Origin of the sequence: Maribacter halichondriae, from assembly GCF_027474825.1 — a bacterium.
Classification (GTDB): domain Bacteria; phylum Bacteroidota; class Bacteroidia; order Flavobacteriales; family Flavobacteriaceae; genus Meishania; species Meishania halichondriae.
In genome coordinates this window covers 1,120,853-1,142,581 of record NZ_CP107030.1, presented here as the reverse complement: position 1 = coordinate 1,142,581, position 21,729 = coordinate 1,120,853, and the positions used below count along the sequence as shown (strand labels likewise).

Here is a 21,729-nt window from a genome sequence, read left to right as displayed (position 1 = left end):
CAACAATTGTTGAAACCATTTCACTTCGTCCTAATTCTAAAACGTTTAACTATGAAACAAAAACTACTTTTTGCACCAGTATTAATGCTACTGTTTATGCACGTTCTGGTACGTGCCCAGATTCCTGAGAGTGAAAAATCGGCTTTGCTGGATCTCTACCATGCCACCAAGGGTGCCTCTTGGACTACCCCATGGGACATAAAATCATCCGTAGATACTTGGTACGGTATAGAAATTAATGAAGGCCATGTTACAGGTATTGTTCTTTACGAAAATAATCTGGAAGGCAAGATTCCTACAAGCGTAAAAGAACTTAAAAATTTACATATACTTGATTTGGCCCTCAACAAGTTGGAAGGTGAAATACCTGAGGAGTTGACCGAACTGAACAAAATAGAAGCGGTCAAATTGGAAATGAACCTATTGGATGGAAAGCTTCCTTTCGAATTGGGCAACATGTCAAATTTGAAGACACTTACGCTTTTCGATAATCAGATTGAAGGCGATATCCCTAGAAGTATCGGTGCTGCCAAAAACCTTGAGATATTGGATCTTTCAAGTAACTCATTGACCGGAAATTTACCGACATCAATAGAAAGACTTTCCAAGTTGACCAATTTGGATATTTCCAACAATAGGTTGGGGGTAAGATAGCTTTAAGCTTTGAACGTCTAAAGGGCCTTTCGGAGCTTGATCTGTCTTCCAATGCTTTTGAAGGTACTGTTCCCAATGGTATTGCGGTTTTGACAGAACTTCAATTTTTAAGTCTTCAAAGGAATAAGTTTGATTCTTTCGAGCCACTTCACGACATGAACAGCAAAGGCTTGATCACTTTTTATAGCGACGATGTTCTATTAAATGGAAAATATAGCGGGTTGCCCGGAATGGATACTCGAACCGCCGAGACCAAATTCGAAGATGTGAACAATGATCAATAGCCATATCTTTAAAAGTAGTAAAGAAAGGGGATGCACATTGCATCCCCTTTCTTGTATGTGTTTGCCCATTAACATTTAAGATATATTTAACTCCACTCGCTTAAACCAATAGTTAGTTTTGCAATCTAATCGCAAGCCATCTATCCCATCCTATGAATAAAAGAAAAATAATATTATCGATTTTGGGCGTCTTATTGATCATAGGTGCCTTTTTCGGTATGAAAGCCATTGCCGACAGTAAAAAATCATTTAGACCCAAAGCAGAAAAAGTAGTCAAGACTGTTTTTACGCAAGTCGTCATGAACGGTACGATACCTATTGTGGTGCCGGCAAATGGTAACCTTCGAGCCAAAAATAGAGTAGAACTTTATGCTGAGGTGCAAGGGGTTTTTAAAGGTGGCAACAAACTCTTCAGAGCAGGGGAGGAATATCGAAAAGGAGAAACCATCATTCGAATAGATGCGGCCGAGTATGCGGCAAGTGTACAATCGGCAAAAAGCGATCTTTATAATCAGTTGACTTCGATAATGCCCGATCTTCGCCTTGATTACCCTGAGATATTTTCCAAATGGGAAAGCTACCTTAATGGCTTTGATATGAACACGAATACTCCCGAGCTTCCTGAAATGACTTCGAAAAAGGAGAAATTCTTTATTAGTGGGCGTGGCATACTTACCAGCTTCTATAATATCAAGAACCTTGAACAACGATTGTCAAAGTATCGCATCTCTGCTCCTTTCAACGGTATTCTTACCGAAACCCTTGTCACTGAAGGAACATTGATTAGAGCAGGCCAAAAATTGGGCGAGTTCATTAATACGGATATCTACGAACTTGAAGTGGCGATTAGTAAGACGTACAGTGACCTTCTAAAAATTGGAGAGGAAGTGGCACTCACCAACCTGAACGATTCAAAAACATACAAGGGAAAAGTAGCCAGAATCAACGGAAGGGTAGATCAGGCATCCCAAACCATAAAGGCATATATTCAGGTCAACGACAAGACGCTTCGCGAGGGTATGTACCTCGAAGCGCAACTTGATGCAAAAGAAGAAAAGGACGCCATCGAAATTGATAGGAACCTGCTGCTCGAGAACAATCAGATTTTCGTAGTGCGCGATTCGGTTCTCGACCTTATAAACGTAAAACCGGTGTACTTTACCGACAAGAAGGTAGTGATCAAAGAGGTTCCGGATGGCACTACGATTATGGCAAAACCATTGATAGGCGCCTATACCGGTATGGCGGTGAAGATTTTTGAGAATGATACCGCTAACATCAACGGATAATGAGAAAGTTAATCGCTTACTTTATAAAGTACCATGTCGCAGTTGATGTGATCGTTTTGGCATGTTTCGTTTTTGGGATTGTCGGTGCACTTTCATTGAAATCTTCCTTTTTTCCGCTTACCGAATCAAAAAATGTTTTTATCACAGTAACCTACCCAGGAGCGTCCCCACAGGAAGTGGAGGAAGGTATCGTACTCAAAATAGAGGATAATCTAAAAGGTTTGGAAGGCGTGGATCGCGTTACCTCGACCTCTAGAGAGAATAGCGGTAGTATCAATGTTGAGATCGAAAAAGGACGCGATATCGATTTTATGTTGTTGGAGGTCAAGAATGCTGTCGATCGAGTGCCTACCTTTCCTGGAGGAATGGAGCCTTTGATCGTTTCAAAATTGGATGCCGTACGACCTACCATAAGTTTTGCAGTGAGCGGTGATAACATTCCGTTGGCCACCTTGAAAAAAATAGGCCGTGAGATAGAGAACGATATTAGGGCGATCGAAGGAATTTCGCAGATAGAGATCGAAGGCTACCCACAGGAGGAAATCGAGATTGCCGTAGATGAAAATAGCTTGTTGGCCTACGATATCTCATTTACCGAGGTGGCCCTGGCCGTTGGAAATGCGAATATTCTGGTTACCGGGGGAAATATCAAGACCGATGCTGAGGAATATCTTATTCGGGCGAACAATCGCTCATATTATGGTGATGAACTTTCCAATATCATAGTACGTGCAGATGCATCGGGTCAAGCTGTACGCTTAAAAGATGTGGCCATTATTCGAGATCGTTTCTCAGAGACACCCAATGCTTCTTATTTCAACGGAAATTTATCGGTAAATGCGACCATTACCAGTACCAATACCGAAGATCTTATCGGCTCCGCCGAAAAAGTAAAAGCGTATATCGAAGATTTCAACGAAAAGTACGACAACGTTCAATTGGATGTCGTCAGGGACCTTTCCACTACCTTGACCCAGCGTACTAAACTGCTTACTGAAAATGCGATTATGGGGATGATACTCGTGCTCATTTTCCTGTCGTTGTTCTTGAATACACGATTGGCATTCTGGGTGGCGTTCGGACTCCCGATTTCATTTTTGGGTATGTTCGTCTTTGCCGGGTTCTTCAATGTGACCATCAACGTACTTTCCCTATTCGGGATGATTATCGTAATCGGTATTTTGGTGGATGACGGTATTGTAATAGCCGAAAATATCTACCAACACTACGAGAAGGGAAAATCGCCGATTCAGGCTGCAATAGATGGTACGATGGAAGTTATACCGCCTATTGTTTCTGCAATAATTACAACCCTTTTGGCTTTTTCCATTTTTCTCTTTCTCGATGGACGGATCGGTGATTTCTTTGGAGAAGTATCGGTCATCGTTATATTGACTTTGGTAGTCTCTTTGATCGAGGCCCTGATTATATTGCCCGCGCATTTAGCCCATTCCAAGGCATTGCAAGCCGTTGATAAAAAGCCAAAAACGGGCATTGGTAGGGCTTTTGCAAAACTTAGGGGCATCAATCAGGCAGGAGACCGTTTTATGGGATGGATGCGAGACAATCTTTATAGTCCGGCCCTAAAGTTCTCGTTAGCGAACAAATTATTGGTCTTCGGTATGTTCGTGGCAGCATTGTTGCTCACTTTTGGCTCGGTCGGTGGAGGTATTATCCGCACTGCTTTTTTCCCTAGAATTGCAAGCGATGCGGTGCAGATAGAGTTATTAATGCCGAATGGCACCAATGAAAAGGTTACCGATTCGATTATCAGTCTTATCGAGGAAAAATCTGAAATCGTCAACCAAGAACTCACCGAACAATATTTAAAGGGTACGGATAAGGTTCTTTTTGAAAATGTGATCAGACAACTCGGTCCTGGATCCTCATCGGCTACCCTAAGAATTAATCTTCTTCCTGGTGAAGAACGACCCGATGCCATTCGGGCCGATTTGATAACCAACAGGTTGCGAGAATTGGTGGGCCCCGTCATCGGCGTAGAGAGCCTTATTTATGGTTCGGGTGGAAATTTTGGGGGTGACCCTGTTTCCGTGTCCCTATTAGGAAATAATATACAAGAGTTAAAGGCGGCAAAAGCGGAATTAAAAACCGCCTTAGAGAATAACACGGCTTTGAAAGATGTGGCCGATAATGATCCGGATGGCATCAAGGAAATCCGTTTAGAACTTAAAGAGAATGCTTATTTATTAGGTCTGGACTTGAGAACGGTCATGAATCAGGTCCGTGCCGGGTTCTTTGGAGCGCAGGCTCAACGTTTTCAAAGGGGGCAAGATGAAATAAGGGTCTGGGTGCGCTACGATAGGGACAATCGTTCATCTATTTCCGATTTGGATGAAATGCGAATTGTGACCAATACCGGTAGTCGTGTACCCTTGAAAGAAATTGCAAGTTACAGTATCGAACGTGGCGATGTCGCCATCAACCGTCTCGAGGGTCGTCGAGAAATTCAAATTTCGGCGGATTTGAAAGACGACAAGGCTACGAGTCCGGTCGATATAATGAACGAGATCAAGACCGAGATCATGCCTGAGATCCAGTCGAAATACCCCACCGTGACAGCATCCTATGAAGGGCAAAATAGGGAAAGGAACAAACTTTTTGATTCCCTGAATTTCGTTGGGCTATCCGTTTTGGCATTGATCTATATGACAATAGCGTTTACGTTTAGAAGCTTTAGTCAACCGTTGATGCTGCTCTTGTTAGTTCCTTTCAGTCTAACCGCAGTTGCTTGGGGGCATTGGTTGCATGATTTTCCAATCAACATTTTATCCATGTTGGGCATTATCGCACTTATCGGAATTATGGTAAACGATGGGCTCGTGCTTATTGGGAGATTTAATAATAACCTAAGGGAAGGAATGACCTTTGACGATGCTATCTATGAAGCTGGGCGTTCTCGTTTTCGCGCAATTTTTCTTACTTCGATTACAACTATAGCGGGGTTGGCACCTTTAATGCTCGAAACCAGTCGACAGGCACAATTTTTGATTCCCATGGCAATTTCCATTGCCTACGGAATTGGCTTTGCCACCGTGCTTACGCTGTTGATGCTACCGCTCTTTTTATCGTTTAGCAATAATTTAAAAGTGGGTACAAAATGGTTGGCTACAGGTAATGATATTTCCAAAGAAGAAGTTGAGCGAGCCATTAAGGAACAAAAGGAAGAAAAACATATGAGCGAATTGCAGACGCATTCCGTAAATGGTTCAGGAAATGGCCAGCTTACGCCATCAAGACATAGCGACGAACCTTCACTTGAACCTGAAAGCAAAGAAATATAATGAAACAATGTAGCTTGCTAATCCTACTGTTGACGCTAGGATGTGGTGTGATTTATGCTCAAGAAAAATTACTTTCGAAAGATGAGTTGGTAAAGCTTGCTTTGGAGAATAATTTTGGAATTAAAATAGCTAAAAATCAGGTCAGGATTGCGGATAACAATCAAAGTATTTTAAATTCCGGGTTTTTACCTGCGTTAGCCGCAAATGCGGGAGGTTCGTATGACGAGAATAATCAGGAAGCTACTTTTCAAGATGGAACAGTTAGAGCAATTGATGGAGCTGAAACTACACGCTATAATGCGTCTTTGAACCTGAATTATACCTTGTTCGATGGATTAGGAAGGTGGTATGATTATAAACGATTAAATGAAGAGTATAATCTGTCAGAACTTCAGGCACGAGAGACAATTGAAACTACCATCGTGCAATTGTTTACTGTTTATTTTGAGGTTGCACGACTCTCTGAAAATATTGAGGTACTCAAAGAGACCTTTGCGAATACCACTAATCGTCTGCAAAGAGCAGAATATAGTTTTGAATATGGTCAGACAAATAAATTAGATGTTCTAAATGCTCAAGTAGATTTAGTAAATGACAGCATCAATTTAATGAACGAAAGACAGACTTTCAGGAATACGCAGCGTGATTTAAATCTTTTAATGAATAGAGATTTAAAAGTAAATTTCGAAGTTGACACAACAATTGTTTTTACAAACCCTTTGATATTAGAGGAGTTTTTAGAGAATGGCGAAAGCAACAATATTCGCATGTTACAAGCTGAGAAAAACATCTTGGTAAACGATTATGTTTTGAAGGCGGGTAAGTCAGTATTACTGCCGACTATTGGTTTGACCGGTTCTTACGGATGGAATGAAGGGAATTTTCCTGCCACAAATTTTTTATCATCAAGTACATCAACTGGTTTTTCTACCGGTTTAAACCTTACTTGGAATCTTTTTGATGGCGGTTCTGGAATTACCCAAATTAAGAATGCAAAAATAGCATTGGATAATCAAGAAACGTTAATGGAGCAAATCAATCAAGAAGTAAAGCGTGATATAGCAAATGCAAAGGGTGATTATGAAAATCGGCTTTATATATATCGATTGCAAGAGCGCAATGTAACTACAGCGACCAATAATTACGAACGCTCAAATGAACAATATAAATTGGGAAGAATTACCTCTGTAGAATTGCGACAAGCCCAGTTAAATCTGTTAAACGCTGAAACAAGTAAAAACTTTGCAAAGTATAATGCCAAACTTGCAGAACTACAATTACTGCAGCTTACAGGTCAGTTGTTGAATGTGGATTTTTAAGGATGGCTATTAAAAAACAGAACATAGAGAAAAGAATATAGAAGTTGCCTATTTATTAAAAGCGTGTGGACAATTTCAGGTGAGTCGCCGGTTACACCAATCTTTGTTCTTTTATCTTTGCCCTTTATTCTTGTCATGTACGAACACTTCTTTCAATGCCCCTATTGTTGGGAAGAAATATCGATGCTGTTGGATTCTTCCCAATCGAATCAGACCTATATAGAAGATTGTGAAGTATGTTGCAATCCTATTCAAGTGACTCCGCGATTTCAGGAAAACGATCTCGTATGTTTTGAAGCATTAAGTATAGAGCAATAGGCGTAATTAATCCATCACCTTGATTTTTCCTCCGAAAACCTTATCGCTTTTTACATCTTTCGGATTGCCATAAATATAGATGGATCCTCCGGCCCGCACTTTGGCCTTGACCTGCCCTGAGGCCTTCACATCGGCCCGCCCTCCCGCGCTAACGGTCACGATGGCATTTTCGGTATGAAGTTCTTTGTTGTAAATTTTGCCTCCCGTATTTACTGTGACTTCTTGCGTTTTGGCATTTCCGGTAAGGGTGACCTCGCCTCCCGATACCGATCTTGCGTACAGATCCTCAACATCGATCTTTAAATCGATTTGACCGCCTTCTTGGCTTTTTATTTCCACTCGCTCTCCTGTAAACGTTTCCTCTGAATTGATTTTGGCATTTTCGTTGGTATCGAGTAGCGTTAGAGGCTCTGTGTAATATAAAGTGGCTTTCGCTTCGTCGCCATCCATGAAATTATCGAATTCCATTCGAATTTTGAGTAAGCCGTCTTTGTTTGAAATATTTACTTCGTCCTTATCGTCGCCAGTAATGACCATCTTATTTTCCGAACTTTTCACTAAGGTCACGATGATGCGGTCATATACTTTAAGTTCGGTGAATTTTTCCAATTGTTTGTTCGTGCCGGTTTGGGCAACGGCCGTCAGCGATGTGAAGGTAGCCAAGAGCAACAAGATCGTATTTTTCATAAAGTGTGTTTTGTTATTATGGAAGGTCTTACCAATAAGCGTTCCACAAGTAATGATTCATTTAAGATATGGATGTGTTTTCCAAATTTAACATTATTCATTAAAATTAAGGTTTAAAACGATTTTGATTTAATTAGCTGCCGAAATTGATTAAATTGTGATTTGTAAACTACCTAGGGGCAGGCCCACGTGGTATTTAAAGGAAAGAAATTTTGGTGTCGAGACAAGCCTAGGGGGAATTTAAATCTCGATTATCGTGTAAAACTAACTTAAAACGGAATTCTTGAAAAAATCGATTTATCCCCTTAAGGGAACTTATACTATTTTGAAATGTATTGCATTGGGAGTCTTTTTTCTGGGTACCGCGTGCAAATCTACCCAAGTCGTGGCGGAAGAGTCGCCGGTCGAGTCGACCGAAAAAGAGGTAGAGGTTTATACAGAAAAAATACCTGAAACCGATATTTCTATGGATTTGGTCAAAATACCGGCTGGAAGTTTTTCCATGGGTAGTCCAGATTCGGAAGCGAACCGTAAACCGGATGAGGGACCTCAGCGTACGGTCGAATTGGATGCCTTTTGGATGGGTAAATATGAAGTAACCTGGGATGTTTTCGAACTGTTCTTCAAACAGAATAAAGTACTCTTTGAGAGTTTGGAAGCTGAAAAACTAGAGGCAATCGACGCCATTACAAGACCGAGTCCCCCCTATGAGGATCCTTCATATGGTATGGGCAAGGACAACTACCCGGCGGTAAGTATGAGCACCTATTCTGCCCTGTTATTTTGTAAATGGTTGAGCAATCTCACGGGGCGATTTTATCGATTGCCGACCGAGGCCGAATGGGAATATGCCGCTCGGGCCGGTACGAAAACAGCCTACTCTTTTGGCGACAATCTAAACGAGGTCGATAAATATGCGGTGTATTATAAAAACGCTGGTAACAAATATGCTCAAGTAGGTACCAAAATACCTAACAAATGGGGCTTGTATGATATGCATGGCAACGTGGCCGAATGGACCCTGGACGAATACAAAGAAGATGCTTACGCTACCTTGGAAGCTAAAAATCCTTGGGCCATGCCAACGGTGATACATCCTAGGGTGTACCGGGGCGGTTCATGGGACGATGATGCCGATAAAATGCGTTCCGCGGCAAGAACGGCATCAAGTTTGAAGCAGCAAAAAAAGAGACCCCCAGATTCCTAAAAGTTTTTGGTGGTTCACCGATTCGAATTATGTTGGCTTTCGTTTGTTGAGTCCGGTGGAACAACCAAGTCCTGAAGAGCAAAAGAAATTTTGGCAAAAAGTACTCGATGAATAAGTATTGTAAAAATGAAAATTAAGAATATGGGACAAAAAATGAAATGGGTTTGTACAATGTTGCTCTTGATAGGGCTTTCGTCTACAATGGCGCAAGAAACGTATGCGCTTACTGTTGATAGTAAGTTGACCATCGATGGAACCTCTACTATCCACGATTGGACCGTTACTGCAAATTCGATGCAGGGCGTCGTAAAAACGGAAGGTACTTCACCAATAGAAATCGATTTTCAAGTCGACGTGGCAGATATTATAAGTGAACGCGGTGCTACCATGGATAATAAGATGCACAATGCGCTAAAAAAAGAAGAACACCCCAAGGTACTTTTTGTTTTGAAAGAAATTAAGGGTCAAGATACAGTTTCTGGTACATTGACCATAGCGGGTAATTCCAAAGATGTCGATATTGAAAGTAAGATTTCCAGCTCTGGGGATATTTTGAAGATCTCGGGAGAAAAGAAAATTGTCTTAAAAGATTTTGATATCGAACCGCCGACCGCAATGTTCGGACAGATAATTGTGGGTGACGATGTAACGGTCAAGTTTAATCTCGTTTTTAAAAGTGACCAATAATCAAAGTGCGGTCCAAGGCAATTTGGGTAAGCCCTTTTTGATTGTTTTTCTCCTTCTTACAATACGCATGAGTGCCCAGACCCGTTTTGAATACGGGCATCAGCAAATGGGAACACAAATACGTTTGGTGTTTTATGCTCAGGATAAGGTGGCGGCTGATTCAATTTCCCAAAAAGTCTTTCAAAGAATTGATGTGCTCAACACGATTTTAAGCGATTATATATCCGATAGCGAACTCAACAGACTCTGTGACCAGGTAGATTCAGATGTTACCGTCAGCCCTGACTTATATTCATTACTGGAAACTTCCATGGAGATTTCTAAAAAAACGGACGGAGCCTTTGATATTACGATCGGTCCTTTGATTCGCTTATGGAGAAATGCTAGGAAGACGGAAATACTCCCTAAAAAACCGGAAATCAAAGATGCCCTACAGTTCGTAGGATATCAAAATTTGGTTTTCCCAAAGCAAAATACCGTCCGACTGAAAGAAAAGAATATGCAGTTGGATGTAGGTGGAATCGGCAAAGGTTTTGCAGCGGATCATGCCTTGAAGATTCTTGAATCCAACGGTATTACATCGGCGCTTATCGATATGGGCGGCGATATTCGGGTTAGTGATTCTCCTCCCCAAAAAAGCCATTGGACGCTGGTATTTTATTATTATGATGAGCAAGAGCAGCAGGTTTTCCAGAAATTAAAACTTAAAAATCAGGCTGTCGCGACCTCCGGCGATTTATACCAATTCGTTGAGATAAACGGAGTACGATATTCTCATATCATCAACCCCAATACAGGTATGGCCCTTCAAAACGGTATTCAGGTAACCACGATTGCACCCACGGGAACGTTGGCCGACGGATATGCTTCGGCCTTTAGTGTTCTTGGAATTCAAAAAACAAAGGAGAAAATTGAGCAAATTGAAAATATCGAGGTTTTTGTGACCGAGCGATCAGAGGAAAAATATCAACAATGGAACAGTGGTTCCTTTGCTAATTTTACTTTGGAACAATAACAAATGGTCTTTAAAAAACAACAAATGGGCTAAGTCCTTAATCGCTTTTTTCGGTTGATAGGAAATCATTAACTTTAAAGGGTACAGTTGATGGAATCGCAATGAAACAGAAAATCGGAATTATTGGTATTCTTGTGGGCCTTATTGGGTTGCTCTACGCATTCAAAAGCGGAGCTTTTTCTTCACCAAAAGATGCCTATGTCGATATGAAACTTCCAGATCAGGTCGACTATAATTTTCATATAAAGCCCATACTTTCCGATAATTGCTATACCTGTCATGGCCCAGATGCCAATAAGCGCAAGGCTGGACTTCGTTTGGATCTCGCCAAGAATGCCTATTCCGAGCTGCCCGAAAGTCCGGGTGAGTTTCCAATTGTGGTGGGTAAACCAAACAAAAGTGCTATTTATGAGCATATTATTTCAGAAAACCCTGATGATCTGATGCCTCCCCCAGATTCTAAATTGGCCTTAAATTCCTATGAAAAAAACTAATCAAAAAATGGATCGAGCAAGGAGGAAAATTTGAAAAACATTGGGCATTTCTGGCTCCTGAGAAAAAAGAGCTGCCTGTAATCGCAGATAACGAATGGGTGCAGAATGAAATTGATGGATTTGTTCTTGCCAAATTGGAGGAAAATAACCTAAAACCTTCCCCCAAAGCTAATACCGAAACCTTGATTCGAAGAATCAGTTTAGATTTGACGGGTCTTCCCCCAGAGCGTGAAATTGTCCAAAGATTGGTTGCCAATCCGTCTGAGAAAGTTTTGGAAAAGGTCATTGATGAATTTCTTTCTACTCCTGCCTATGGCGAACGAATGACCCAAGCATGGCTCGATTTGGCACGTTATGCCGATTCGCATGGTTATCAAGACGATAGTTATCGCAGTATGTGGCCCTGGCGTGATTGGGTGATACACGCGTTCAATGAAAACTTGCCGTATGATGAATTTTTGACCTGGCAATTGGCCGGAGATCTTTTGCCCGGTGCCTCGAAGGAACAAATACTGGCGACCGGGTTTAATCGCAACCACCCCATTACCCAAGAAGGTGGAGTTATTCAAGAAGAATATCGCACCAATTATGTGTTGGATCGAACCAACACTTTGGGCAAGGGAATTTTAGGAATTACCTTGGAGTGCGCCCGCTGTCACGACCATAAGTACGATCCTATATCACAGAAAGACTATTTTGGTATTTTTTCTTTTTCAATCAAGTCGCTGAGAAGGGCCTACAAATGGATGCCGTACAAGCTGCTAACGAAAAGTTTTTTGCGGATCCGCCTTTTATTCAGATTTCTGATAAGGAGACCGAAGATGTTTTATCTTTCGTTAATCTTGAACAAGGAAGTAATGTCAAGGTTATGGTCATGAACGATTCGGCGCCCCGTGATACTTTTGTTCTAAACCGTGGGGAGTATGATCAGCCCACCGACACCGTTTATGCCGGTACCCCGGCATCCATCTATGATTTTCCGGATGGTCTTCACAAAAATCGTCTTGGCTTGGCAAAATGGGTAACCGACACCAAAAATCCTTTAACAGCACGCGTTTTTGTGAATCGAATATGGGGAATGGTTTTTGGCAGAGGGCTCGTCGAAACTGCCGAAGATTTTGGCGTACAAGGAAGTTTACCGACCCACCCCGAACTTTTGGATTGGCTGGCGGTCGATTTTATGGAACATGATTGGGATATCAAATATCTTTTGAGAAAGATAATGCTCTCGGCAACGTATCAACAAAGTTCCGAACTAACCCCGGAACTCAAAATAGCGGACTCAGAGAATAAATTATTGGCCCGGGCACCTCGCTTTCGAATGAGTGGTGAAATGATCCGGGATTATATTTTGGCTTCAAGTGGCCTTTTGAATAGAGAGATAGGCGGACCAAGCGTAAAACCTTACCAACCCGCAGGATTGTGGGAAGAAACCAATGCCGGAGGCAACCGTGGCACCTTGACGAAATACATTCCCGATGAGGGTGATAAACTATATCGCCGTTCGCTGTATACGTTTTGGAAACGTACCCTGCCACCCGCGAGTATGACTATTTTTGACGCCCCGACCCGCGATTTTTGTGAAGTCAGAAGGCAGAAAACAAACACTCCCTTACAGGCCTTGGCCCTTCAGAACGATGTTCAGGTTTTAGAGGCCGCAAGGGTCTTATCGCAGCAAATTGTGGCAGAAAAGGATAGCCCAAAGGACATGGTCAACGATGTATTTAAGTCCATTTTGGTTCGAAGCCCTAGTATAGATGAACTTGAACTGTTGGAATCGTATTACAGCAACGCATGGGAGGAATTCAATCAAAATAAGGAGAACGCCGAGAAATTGATTGCCCAGGGAAGCTATCTACAAAATGAATCAGATCCGGTCAAGACAGCAGCTTTGATGTTGACCGCTCAGGTGATTTATAACCTTGATGAAACTATAACCAAAGAATAAGATGATGGAAGAGGATAAAATAAAATCAGAGAATCCATTAAAAGTCAATCGAAGACATTTTTTTTCGCAATTGAGTGTTGGTATCGGTTCGCTGGCCTTGGGTTCATTGCTGATTCCTGACCTTTTTAAAAATAGTGCTGGGCAAATCGCACAACCGACTTTAGGAATTCCCCATTTTGCGCCTAAGGCAAAAAGGGTCATTTATTTGTTTCAGGCGGGAGCTCCATCACAGTTCGAGACCTTTGACTATAAACCTATTCTTCGTGAGCGTATGGGTCAAGACCTGCCGGAAAGTATCAGAAAAGGGCAGCGTTTGACCAATATGACCGCTAACCAGGACAAATTTCCCCTAATGCCACCTAAAGTTGGTTTTCAGCAACACGGTGAAAGTAGAACTTGGATCAGCGATTTTTTTCCACATATTGCCAAGATTGCCGATGAGATTACCGTAGTGCGAAGTATGCATACCGAGGCGATCAACCATGACCCGGCAATCACATTTTTTCAAACGGGAAGTCAAATTTCCGGAAGACCCAGTATGGGATCTTGGTTAAGCTATGGTCTAGGAAGTGAAAATAAGAACCTGCCTTCTTTCGTGGTATTGACCTCTCGGGGCAAAGGCAATAGTCAAGGGCTATACTCCAAATTATGGTCGAGTGGGTTTTTGGATTCCAAACATCAAGGGGTTTTGTTGCGATCGGGCAAAGACCCGGTACTTTACCTAAACGATCCCGAAGGTATTTCACGTTCCGATAAAAGACATTTATTGGATCAGGTTTCATCGTTGAATAAATTGCATCATGTCGAAACCGGTGATGACGAAATCGAATCTAGGATTGCCCAGTATGAAATGGCCTATCGCATGCAGATGTCCGTACCCGATGTGATGGACGTTTCCAAAGAACCGGAATCGATTATTAAATTGTACGGAGAGGATTGTCAAGTGCCCGGCACGTATGCGGCAAATGCCCTTCAGGCCCGTAGATTGGCGGAAAACGGGGTGCGCTTTATTCAGTTATATCATCAAGGATGGGATCAGCACGGTAATTTACATGACGAAATGGAAGGCCAGGCCAAAGATGTCGATCAAGCTTCCGCGGCCCTTGTCATGGATTTAAAGCAACGCGGAATGTTGGAGGACACCTTGGTCATATGGGGCGGTGAATTCGGTCGTGGCAATTACTGTCAAGGTAAGTTCGACCCCAATAATTATGGGCGTGACCATCACCCTAGGGCTTTTAGTATTTGGATGGCCGGTGGCGGTATCAAACCTGGACTCAATTATGGCCAGACTGACGAGTTCGGATATAATGTGGTTGAAAATCCGGTGCATATCAACGATTTCCACGCCACGTTAATGCATACACTTGGCTTAGATCACGAACAACTTACCTATAAATATCAGGGACGCCGATTTCGATTGACCGATGTGGCAGGAAATGTTATTAAGGATTTGTTAGCATAAAACATGACCTATACCAAAAAAACCGATGGGCCGACTATGCAGTATTTGGCCTTTCCATCTTCCTGATTTTTTGCTTGATTTTCGAATCGTACATCGAATTGCCCGCGCTTGTGGCCTGGGTCGGTCGTTGGCATCCACTGATATTACATTTTCCTATCGTGCTTCTTTTAATCGGTATATTTTTAGGATTGACAGGAAAGAAAGTCCCTAAAAAATTATTGACCTTAGCAGTTCTCACAGCTTTAATTACCGCTATTTCTGGATTTTTTCTTGGAAGGGAATCTGAGACCAAGGGCAATCTACTTTTTTGGCATCAATGGTTAGGAGGAGGTTTGGCACTATTTGCCGCACTTTGGTATGGGTTGGAAGGCCTGCAACTTAAAAAGCCCATCTATTCTAAAATACTTCAAATCGTTTTGCTGGTGCTCATACTATTTACGGGCCATTATGGGGGTATGGTGACCCATGGCGAAGATTTTTTGGCACTTCCTGTAAATAAAAAAGAAGAGAAAATACCTGAAAACCCATTGATATATGCCCACGTGGTAGACCGAATCTTGGAAAATAATTGTGTATCATGTCACAATGCTAATAAACAAAAGGGGCAGCTTTTGATGACAAGTTTGGATAACCTATTAAAGGGAGGTGAAGTCGGCAATACCATCATTCCCAGTGATGCTGAGAATAGTGAACTGATACGAAGACTACACCTCCCTTTGGAAGACGAAGAACATATGCCGCCCGAAGGAAAAAAGCCGTTGGACGAACGCGAAATCAAAATCTTGGAACGATGGATAGCCTTGGGGGCCTCCGATACGTTGCGATTAAATCAATTGGAAGATAGTGAACCTTTGGTCGCTTTGGTGAAAGGGCTCATGGAGCCGGATCCCATGGAGAAATGGAAGAATTTACCGAAAGTGGCAGATAGTACGCTACAGAATTTGGCATCGGACTATTTGACCATTAACCGGATTGCCATTAATTCAGATGCTTTAAGCGCGGCTGCTTTTCTTCCTCCGGAATATGATCCGCAATATATTCTGAATTTGAAACGTGTAGCACAGAACATTGTAGAATTGGATTTGAGCGGTTTGCCATTGGGGCCTCAAGAAATGGGTTTGGTGGCCCAATGCACCAATCTTGAATGGTTGGAATTGGATCGCACACCAATTACGGATGTAGAGATTGATACCTTGAAGAACCTTTCAAAACTGAGACTGTTAAAGGTATACGACACGAAAATAGGGGACAAGGGTGTTGGGGTGCTCAAAGAGCTTCAAAGCCTAAAAAGTCTTTATCTGTGGAAAACCAATACTTCACAAAACGTTTTGGATGATTTGAAATCGACCAGAACCAATCTGATAGTAGATGATGGGATTGATGATGAAGTAAAAGAATTTTTTATAAAATCTGATTCTTTGGTTGAAGAACAATAGAAAACCCATTAGAAATTTGGTGTCACAATAGCGGACTAAAAAATTTGGCCAACCCTTCCATTAACTTTTGCCCGACCGAGCGGTTCTTGAACGACTCATAATCCAAACACTTACAAGTTTCGCGGACCTTATCGAATTCTTCTTGGATCTGTTTTGTTAAACCGATGTCATACAAGAGCGCATTGGTCTCAAAGTTATGCTCAAAGCTTCGATAATCGAAATTACCGGAACCAATGGAGGCAATCTCACCATCGATCAATATCATTTTACTATGCGAAAAATCAGGCCGCAAATAAATCTTCACACCTACTTCTAGAAGAGGTTCTAGGCGTGAGAACATACTGAATTTGGCCATACGGGAATCCGATTTTTCAGGAATTATAAGTCGAACTTCGGTACCACTTAATGCGGCAATCTTTATGGCCTGGAGTACCGCGGTGCCAGGAATAAAATAGGGGTTGGCGATGCAGATTCTTTTTTCTGCCAAACCTATCATACTGATATATTGCTGCATGATGGCCGGCTGTTTTGAATCGGGACCGGCTGCTACAATTTGTACTTTATGGTTTCCTGCCGGATTTATTTGTGGAATGTACTTTTCGGTCAATAAAAGTTCTTCTTTACTGGCGAAATGATAATCTTTTATAAAGATTCGATGTAAACTATTGACTACGGGGCCTTCCAATTTCACATGAAGGTCCTCCCAAACCCCAAGGTCTGAAATAGGCTTGATGTATTTGTCGGAAACATTTACCCCGCCCGTAAAACCAACTTTTCCGTCGATGATCAAAATTTTTCTGTGATTTCGATAATTCAGCGTGAACAAAAGATTGCCGAAACGAATAGGCATCATGGGAAAGGCTTTCACGCCTATATCCTTAAAGCGTTTAATAGTTTTTCCACGAAACGAAAAACTACCGAATGAATCATAGATAAGCCGTACTTCAACTCCTTCTGCCAGTTTGCGCTTGAATATTTCACGAAACCGTGCAGTTAATTCTCCTTCCGAAAAAATATAATATTGTAAATGGATGAATTTTTCGACTTTCTCCAAAGCCTCGAAAATACTTTCAAAAGTTTCCTTTCCACCATTAAGAACAGTTGCCCGATTGCCATCGTAAGGAGCTAATAGTGTATTGTTGCGAATAAGTTCGGCCAGTTTTCTTTCCTTCATGGATTCAAATTCGACCTTGGTTTTTTGGCTTTGAAGTTCTTTATAGGTTTCGTCATAAAGCTTTCTTTTTTCGGTTTGCCGTAACCTGAAAAATTTGAACTTTCTACGATTCACTCCAAATAAGTAATACAGTAATGGTCCGGCAAACGGAAGCAAAAGAATCGCCAATAACCAACTTAACGACTTTGTTGGTCTGCTGCCGTGTAGTATTATGCTGATAAGACTCCACAGCGTCACCCCTAAATATAAAACCCATAAAAAGGTGCTCATCGCCAGTAGCTGTTTATTCAAGTACCAATATAGTCAATCGATTTAAGGATTTGAAGAAAGATATGGTTAGAGGTAGAAATGAAGGGGATTGGGCAAAAGTGTTCGATAAGGCGTTCTTCTATGTAAACAAAAAATCCAACACTTTGAGTGATGGACTTTACGTTTTAAGTGATCGCGACAGGATTCGAACCTGTGACCGTCTGCTTAGAAGGCAGATGCTCTATCCAGCTGAGCTACGCGACCGTTTTTTAAATGTGGGTGCAAATGTATTAAAAATTATAGTTTCCGAAAGGGGAAAAACTATGAAATTGTGGAAGCATTTGATTCATTTCAATCCTTTGGAATACATCAGTCATCCATAAGAATTTCCAATATCTGGATGGCGGCATCCGGAATTTTGGAGCCAGGTCCGAATATTGCGGCCGTACCATTGTCGAACAAGAATTTGTAATCTTGCTTGGGAATCACACCACCAACAATGACCATGATGTCTTCCCTTCCATATTTTTTAAGTTCTTTGATAACTTCCGGCACTAGGGTTTTATGTCCGCCGGCAAGTGAGGAAACACCGAGTATATGAACATCGTTTTCAACAGCCTGTTTTGCCGCTTCGGCGGGAGTTTGAAACAAGGGGCCAATATCGACGTCAAAACCTAGGTCGGCGTACCCGGTTGCTACAACCTTGGCTCCGCGGTCGTGACCATCTTGTCCCATTTTAGCGATCATAATGCGAGGTCTACGACCATCTTGTTCGGCAAATTGATCCGCTAATTGTCTAGCTTTTTTAAAACTTTTGTCGTTCTTTATTTCTTTTGAGTACACCCCTGAAATAGATTGAATGTTTGCTGTATGCCTTCCGAAGGCATTTTCCAAAGCTTTACTGATTTCCCCTAACGTTGCCCTTTCGCGAGCCGCCTTTACGGCTAAAGCTAGTAAATTTTTAGTTGGATCCGTTTCGTTTTGGTTGGATTTCACTTTTTGCATCGCTGCAGCTTCTAATTGCTGTAGAGCGTTTTCCGAACTACGTTGATTACGTTTATTTCGTACCGTTTCCAGACGTTTTATTTGTTGCCGTCGCACTTCTTGGTTATCGACCTCCAAGATTTGTAAGGCATCTTCTTCTTCCAATTGAAATTTATTAACGCCGACGATGACATCTCGACCACTGTCGATTCGCGCTTGTTTTTTTGCTGCGGCTTCTTCAATGCGCATTTTGGGAATGCCTGCCTCTATGGCCTTTGTCATACCACCGAGCGTCTCGACCTCTTCGATAAGCTTCCACGCCTTTTGGGCCAGTTCATGGGTAAGACGATCTACATAAAAACTTCCGGCCCATGGGTCTACGGTTTTGGTGACTTTAATTTCATGCTGTAAGAAAAGCTGTGTGTTTCTAGCGATTCGGGCCGAAAAGTCAGTAGGTAGTGCGATAGCTTCATCCAAAGCATTTGTATGAAGGCTTTGGGTACCCCCGAAAACGGCCGACATGGCCTCGATCGTAGTTCTGGCCACATTGTTGAAAGGGTCTTGTTCGGTAAGGCTCCACCCACTGGTCTGGGAATGGGTTCGCAGCATCAACGATTTTTCGTTCTTAGGGTCGAACTGTTTGACCAATTTGGCCCATAACATCCTTCCCGCACGAAGTTTGGCAATTTCCATAAAATGGTTCATACCTATGCCCCAAAAAAAGGATAGCCTAGGAGCAAAACTGTCAATATCCATTCCTGCTTTTAGTCCTGTTCTAATATATTCCAGACCATCGGCGAGCGTATAGGCGAGTTCGATATCCGCAGTGGCGCCGGCCTCGTGCATGTGGTAACCCGAGATACTGATACTATTGAATTTGGGCATATTTTTACTGGTATACTCGAAAATATCGGAAACGATTTGCATGGATGGTCCGGGCGGATATATATAGGTGTTACGCACCATAAATTCCTTTAAAATATCGTTCTGTATGGTTCCGGCCAATTTCTCCGGCGGTACACCTTGCTCTTCGGCCGCGACGATATAGAAGGCCATAATGGGCAAAACGGCTCCGTTCATGGTCATGGAAACGGACATTTCATCCAGAGGAATTCCCTCAAAAAGAATTTTCATATCCTCGACCGAATCAATGGCTACCCCGGCTTTTCCCACATCACCGGTGACGCGCTCATGGTCGCTGTCGTAACCTCGGTGTGTGGGTAGATCAAAGGCCACAGAAAGCCCTTTTTGACCTGCGGCCAGATTTCTTCTGTAAAAAGCGTTGCTTTCTTCAGCGGTAGAAAATCCGGCATATTGCCGTATCGTCCAAGGTCGGCGAACGTACATGGTTGAGTATGGCCCTCTGAGAAAGGGAGGAAAACCTGCCACAAAGTTGAGGTGTTCTAATTTCTCGATATCATTTTGACCAAATATTTTTTTTAGTGCAATACCCTCGGCGGTTTCAAAGGAACCGGACTCCAATTCTGGATTCTGAATCCTGAATTCTGAATTCTTTATGGAAATATGCTGTAAATCCTTTCTACTCATCGCTCAACCGTTCTTGTTCCAATACCTCGGCCAATCTTTTTTCAAGAATGGGCTCGATTAGGGTTTTACGTTTATCGATTTTCACAAAAGGGTAGAGTTCCGTTGCGCCCTTCATGCCATCATCAGCATTTTGGTAGGCGTTGGTGCCTACTAGTATTTCCTTTTTTTGGTCAAATAGGAGTTGTTCCTTTTGGGCACTTTCCTTTATTTTTTTCTGAATCGTATGTTCTTTTAATTGCTTTAAAAAACCACCTCCACTTTCAATACTTTTGAAAAGATCCAGTGCCTTTTCGGCTAATTGAGATGTCAAGGTCTCTATATAATATGCACCATCTGCAGGATTGCCCACTTTGTCAAAATAACTTTCATTTTTCATGATCAACAATTGGTTTCGCGCAATCCGTTCCCCAAATTCATTGTCTTTATGGTAGATGGCATCGTATCGTAGATTGTTTATGGTATCGGCGCCTCCTAAAATAGCGGACATGCATTCGGATGTGGTGCGGAGCATGTTGACATTATAATCGTACAAGGTCTTATTCCGTTTTGACGGGGTGGCAAGAATATGACAATCGTTCGATATGCGATATTCCCCCGCCAGTGTTCGCCATAAAATGCGCAACGCTCTAAGTTTGGCGATTTCAAAAAAGTAGTTGGGACCTATGGAAACCTTAAACACCGGACTTTGCAATTTCTCGAACAAACCATGGTTCAAATATTCATTGGCGTGTGCCATGGCATAGGCCAATTGTTGCACGATATTCGCCCCGGCATTCTGATAAAGGGCCACATCAATGCTCAAAACTGTAGTAGCCTTTGAAGGCTCAAATTGGGAAACGATCGCTTCTGAAATCGTATGGTCTTTCTTCAAATCAAAAAACCAATTTCCGGTTCGGGCTAGATTGCCGATAATATCCATATGTAAATGGATTTCGGTCTTGGAAATTTTGGTCAACTCCAAAAGTTGCTTGGCAAATTCCTCCGAAAGAAATTGAAGGTTAAAGTGTAAAGGAACGGATGCTAAATCGATTCCAAAAAGTAGATTTTCGATATTAATATTTTCCGAAGGAATATTGAAAATTAAACTTTCAGCCCCTCTCTGTAGTACATCGAGTGCTTTTTGATTTGCCTTTTCAGGATTTCCTACGAAGATTTCATGTCCTATTTTCCAAACCTTGGAAACTACTTTTTTGGGAAGCGCTACATTATCAAGGTCATCGTTATGATAAAAGGGTTTTATCTTAATGCCTTCGAGAGATTCCCATACCAACGTTTCATTATAATCCGCACCTTTTAGCTCATACTGTATTTTTTGCTTCCAAGCCTTGGAAGAGACTTCGTCAAATTCGTCAAACAGATTTTGAGTCATACGTAAAGGTAGCCAACTTTCTTTTTCAATTATCCTTGGTTAAAAAAAGTAGCACTTAGTATTATCTTCTGATTAATTCGTTTAAGAAAAAACTTTTAAAACTAAAATTATGAAAATCACAGAAAAAACAAGCACAATCATTCGAAATGAGTATTTATTTAATCTAGGTATTTTGGCTCTTCTTATTTCTGCACTGCCGGTTTCTAAATTATTTACAACTATTTGTTTTGGTACGTATGTCGACGTATTTTATTTCTTTCCGATATTTTCAAGTCTTGTATTCTTATTATTCGTAATTGG

General features: G+C 41.8%; 18 protein-coding genes, 1 tRNA gene and 1 pseudogene. 15 read left to right on the top strand and 5 right to left on the bottom strand.

Annotated features, from left to right (window positions below):
* Positions 1 to 51: 51 nt before the first annotated feature.
* The 7 genes and pseudogenes from N8A86_RS05280 (at position 52) to N8A86_RS05255 (ending at position 7,166) form a co-directional block, all read left to right on the top strand.
* Positions 52 to 654: a hypothetical protein gene (locus N8A86_RS05280; RefSeq protein WP_273568109.1), complete on the top strand. Its 603-nt coding sequence runs from the start codon at positions 52 to 54 to the stop codon at positions 652 to 654.
* Positions 651 to 773, top strand: a pseudogene (locus N8A86_RS21955) (hypothetical protein); the annotation flags it as partial. The gene N8A86_RS05280 and the pseudogene N8A86_RS21955, both read left to right, overlap by 4 nt.
* A gap of 36 nt (positions 774 to 809) precedes the next feature.
* Positions 810 to 938, top strand: coding sequence for a hypothetical protein (locus N8A86_RS05275; protein ID WP_273568108.1), 129 nt, complete (start codon positions 810 to 812; stop codon positions 936 to 938).
* 152 nt (positions 939 to 1,090) lie between these two features.
* Positions 1,091 to 2,227 (top strand): efflux RND transporter periplasmic adaptor subunit, encoded by a 1,137-nt coding sequence (locus N8A86_RS05270; RefSeq protein ID WP_273568107.1) that lies wholly within the window; start codon positions 1,091 to 1,093, stop codon positions 2,225 to 2,227.
* Complete coding sequence (locus tag N8A86_RS05265; RefSeq protein WP_273568106.1) at positions 2,227 to 5,529, top strand: efflux RND transporter permease subunit; 3,303 nt, start codon at positions 2,227 to 2,229, stop codon at positions 5,527 to 5,529. The genes N8A86_RS05270 and N8A86_RS05265 overlap by 1 nt, the downstream gene beginning before the upstream one ends.
* Positions 5,529 to 6,848, top strand: a complete 1,320-nt coding sequence (locus N8A86_RS05260; RefSeq protein WP_273568105.1) for a TolC family protein — start codon at positions 5,529 to 5,531, stop codon at positions 6,846 to 6,848. Before N8A86_RS05265 ends, N8A86_RS05260 begins: the two co-directional genes overlap by 1 nt.
* 135 nt (positions 6,849 to 6,983) lie before the next feature.
* The gene (locus tag N8A86_RS05255; protein ID WP_273568104.1) at positions 6,984 to 7,166 is read left to right on the top strand and encodes a CPXCG motif-containing cysteine-rich protein; all 183 of its coding nucleotides are present in this window, start codon (positions 6,984 to 6,986) and stop codon (positions 7,164 to 7,166) included.
* A gap of 6 nt (positions 7,167 to 7,172) precedes the next feature.
* On the opposite strand, the gene N8A86_RS05250 is transcribed toward N8A86_RS05255, so the two are convergent.
* Positions 7,173 to 7,853 (bottom strand): head GIN domain-containing protein, encoded by a 681-nt coding sequence (locus N8A86_RS05250; RefSeq protein ID WP_273568103.1) that lies wholly within the window; start codon positions 7,851 to 7,853, stop codon positions 7,173 to 7,175.
* A 283-nt stretch (positions 7,854 to 8,136) separates the two neighbouring features.
* Between N8A86_RS05250 and N8A86_RS05245 the strand changes: the two genes are divergently transcribed.
* From N8A86_RS05245 to N8A86_RS05210, 8 genes are all read left to right on the top strand, one after another.
* Positions 8,137 to 9,060, top strand: a complete 924-nt coding sequence (locus N8A86_RS05245) for a formylglycine-generating enzyme family protein (protein ID WP_273568102.1) — start codon at positions 8,137 to 8,139, stop codon at positions 9,058 to 9,060.
* A gap of 153 nt (positions 9,061 to 9,213) precedes the next feature.
* A complete protein-coding gene (locus N8A86_RS05240; protein ID WP_273568101.1) occupies positions 9,214 to 9,747 on the top strand; it encodes a YceI family protein in 534 nt (177 codons plus the stop codon).
* Between the two features lie 67 nt (positions 9,748 to 9,814).
* Positions 9,815 to 10,762 (top strand): FAD:protein FMN transferase, encoded by a 948-nt coding sequence (locus tag N8A86_RS05235; protein WP_273568100.1) that lies wholly within the window; start codon positions 9,815 to 9,817, stop codon positions 10,760 to 10,762.
* Positions 10,763 to 10,863: 101 nt separating this feature from the next.
* Positions 10,864 to 11,256, top strand: a complete 393-nt coding sequence (locus N8A86_RS05230) for a c-type cytochrome domain-containing protein (protein WP_273568099.1) — start codon at positions 10,864 to 10,866, stop codon at positions 11,254 to 11,256.
* Positions 11,257 to 11,354: 98 nt separating this feature from the next.
* Positions 11,355 to 12,134: a DUF1549 domain-containing protein gene (locus N8A86_RS05225; protein ID WP_273568098.1), complete on the top strand. Its 780-nt coding sequence runs from the start codon at positions 11,355 to 11,357 to the stop codon at positions 12,132 to 12,134.
* Positions 12,125 to 13,204 carry a DUF1553 domain-containing protein gene (locus N8A86_RS05220; RefSeq protein WP_337251799.1) on the top strand — a complete coding sequence of 360 codons (1,080 nt, stop codon included), beginning with the start codon at positions 12,125 to 12,127 and terminating at the stop codon, positions 13,202 to 13,204. Before N8A86_RS05225 ends, N8A86_RS05220 begins: the two co-directional genes overlap by 10 nt.
* Positions 13,205 to 13,208: 4 nt before the next feature.
* Complete coding sequence (locus N8A86_RS05215; RefSeq protein WP_273569027.1) at positions 13,209 to 14,669, top strand: DUF1501 domain-containing protein; 1,461 nt, start codon at positions 13,209 to 13,211, stop codon at positions 14,667 to 14,669.
* Positions 14,670 to 14,743: 74 nt separating this feature from the next.
* Positions 14,744 to 16,105 carry a c-type cytochrome domain-containing protein gene (locus tag N8A86_RS05210; RefSeq protein WP_273568097.1) on the top strand — a complete coding sequence of 454 codons (1,362 nt, stop codon included), beginning with the start codon at positions 14,744 to 14,746 and terminating at the stop codon, positions 16,103 to 16,105.
* Between the two features lie 22 nt (positions 16,106 to 16,127).
* Here the strand turns inward: N8A86_RS05210 and cls are convergent, their stop codons facing one another.
* The 4 genes from cls to N8A86_RS05190 form a co-directional block, all read right to left on the bottom strand.
* Complete coding sequence (gene cls, locus N8A86_RS05205) at positions 16,128 to 17,549, bottom strand: cardiolipin synthase (RefSeq protein WP_273568096.1); 1,422 nt, start codon at positions 17,547 to 17,549, stop codon at positions 16,128 to 16,130.
* Positions 17,550 to 17,718: 169 nt separating this feature from the next.
* Positions 17,719 to 17,792: transfer RNA gene (locus tag N8A86_RS05200), tRNA-Arg, on the bottom strand.
* A 105-nt stretch (positions 17,793 to 17,897) separates the two neighbouring features.
* On the bottom strand, positions 17,898 to 20,060 hold the full coding sequence (gene scpA, locus N8A86_RS05195; RefSeq protein WP_273568095.1) for a methylmalonyl-CoA mutase: 2,163 nt from the start codon (positions 20,058 to 20,060) through the stop codon (positions 17,898 to 17,900).
* The gene (locus N8A86_RS05190) at positions 20,053 to 21,429 is read right to left on the bottom strand and encodes a methylmalonyl-CoA mutase subunit beta (RefSeq protein WP_273568094.1); all 1,377 of its coding nucleotides are present in this window, start codon (positions 21,427 to 21,429) and stop codon (positions 20,053 to 20,055) included. Before N8A86_RS05190 ends, scpA begins: the two co-directional genes overlap by 8 nt.
* Positions 21,430 to 21,729 lie beyond the last annotated feature (300 nt).

What these genes read in the sequence shown, in the direction of transcription:
- N8A86_RS05280 (WP_273568109.1), top strand. Translation starts at nt 52, where the DNA reads ATGAAACAAAAACTACTTTTTGCACCAGTATTAATGCTACTGTTTATG.
- N8A86_RS05275 (WP_273568108.1), top strand. Translation starts at nt 810, where the DNA reads ATGAACAGCAAAGGCTTGATCACTTTTTATAGCGACGATGTTCTATTA.
- N8A86_RS05270 (WP_273568107.1), top strand. Translation starts at nt 1,091, where the DNA reads ATGAATAAAAGAAAAATAATATTATCGATTTTGGGCGTCTTATTGATC.
- N8A86_RS05265 (WP_273568106.1), top strand. Translation starts at nt 2,227, where the DNA reads ATGAGAAAGTTAATCGCTTACTTTATAAAGTACCATGTCGCAGTTGAT.
- N8A86_RS05260 (WP_273568105.1), top strand. Translation starts at nt 5,529, where the DNA reads ATGAAACAATGTAGCTTGCTAATCCTACTGTTGACGCTAGGATGTGGT.
- N8A86_RS05255 (WP_273568104.1), top strand. Translation starts at nt 6,984, where the DNA reads ATGTACGAACACTTCTTTCAATGCCCCTATTGTTGGGAAGAAATATCG.
- N8A86_RS05250 (WP_273568103.1), bottom strand. Translation starts at nt 7,853, where the DNA reads ATGAAAAATACGATCTTGTTGCTCTTGGCTACCTTCACATCGCTGACG.
- N8A86_RS05240 (WP_273568101.1), top strand. Translation starts at nt 9,214, where the DNA reads ATGAAATGGGTTTGTACAATGTTGCTCTTGATAGGGCTTTCGTCTACA.
- N8A86_RS05235 (WP_273568100.1), top strand. Translation starts at nt 9,815, where the DNA reads ATGAGTGCCCAGACCCGTTTTGAATACGGGCATCAGCAAATGGGAACA.
- N8A86_RS05230 (WP_273568099.1), top strand. Translation starts at nt 10,864, where the DNA reads ATGAAACAGAAAATCGGAATTATTGGTATTCTTGTGGGCCTTATTGGG.
- N8A86_RS05220 (WP_337251799.1), top strand. Translation starts at nt 12,125, where the DNA reads ATGGTCATGAACGATTCGGCGCCCCGTGATACTTTTGTTCTAAACCGT.
- N8A86_RS05215 (WP_273569027.1), top strand. Translation starts at nt 13,209, where the DNA reads ATGGAAGAGGATAAAATAAAATCAGAGAATCCATTAAAAGTCAATCGA.
- cls (WP_273568096.1), bottom strand. Translation starts at nt 17,549, where the DNA reads ATGAGCACCTTTTTATGGGTTTTATATTTAGGGGTGACGCTGTGGAGT.
- scpA (WP_273568095.1), bottom strand. Translation starts at nt 20,060, where the DNA reads ATGAGTAGAAAGGATTTACAGCATATTTCCATAAAGAATTCAGAATTC.
- N8A86_RS05190 (WP_273568094.1), bottom strand. Translation starts at nt 21,429, where the DNA reads ATGACTCAAAATCTGTTTGACGAATTTGACGAAGTCTCTTCCAAGGCT.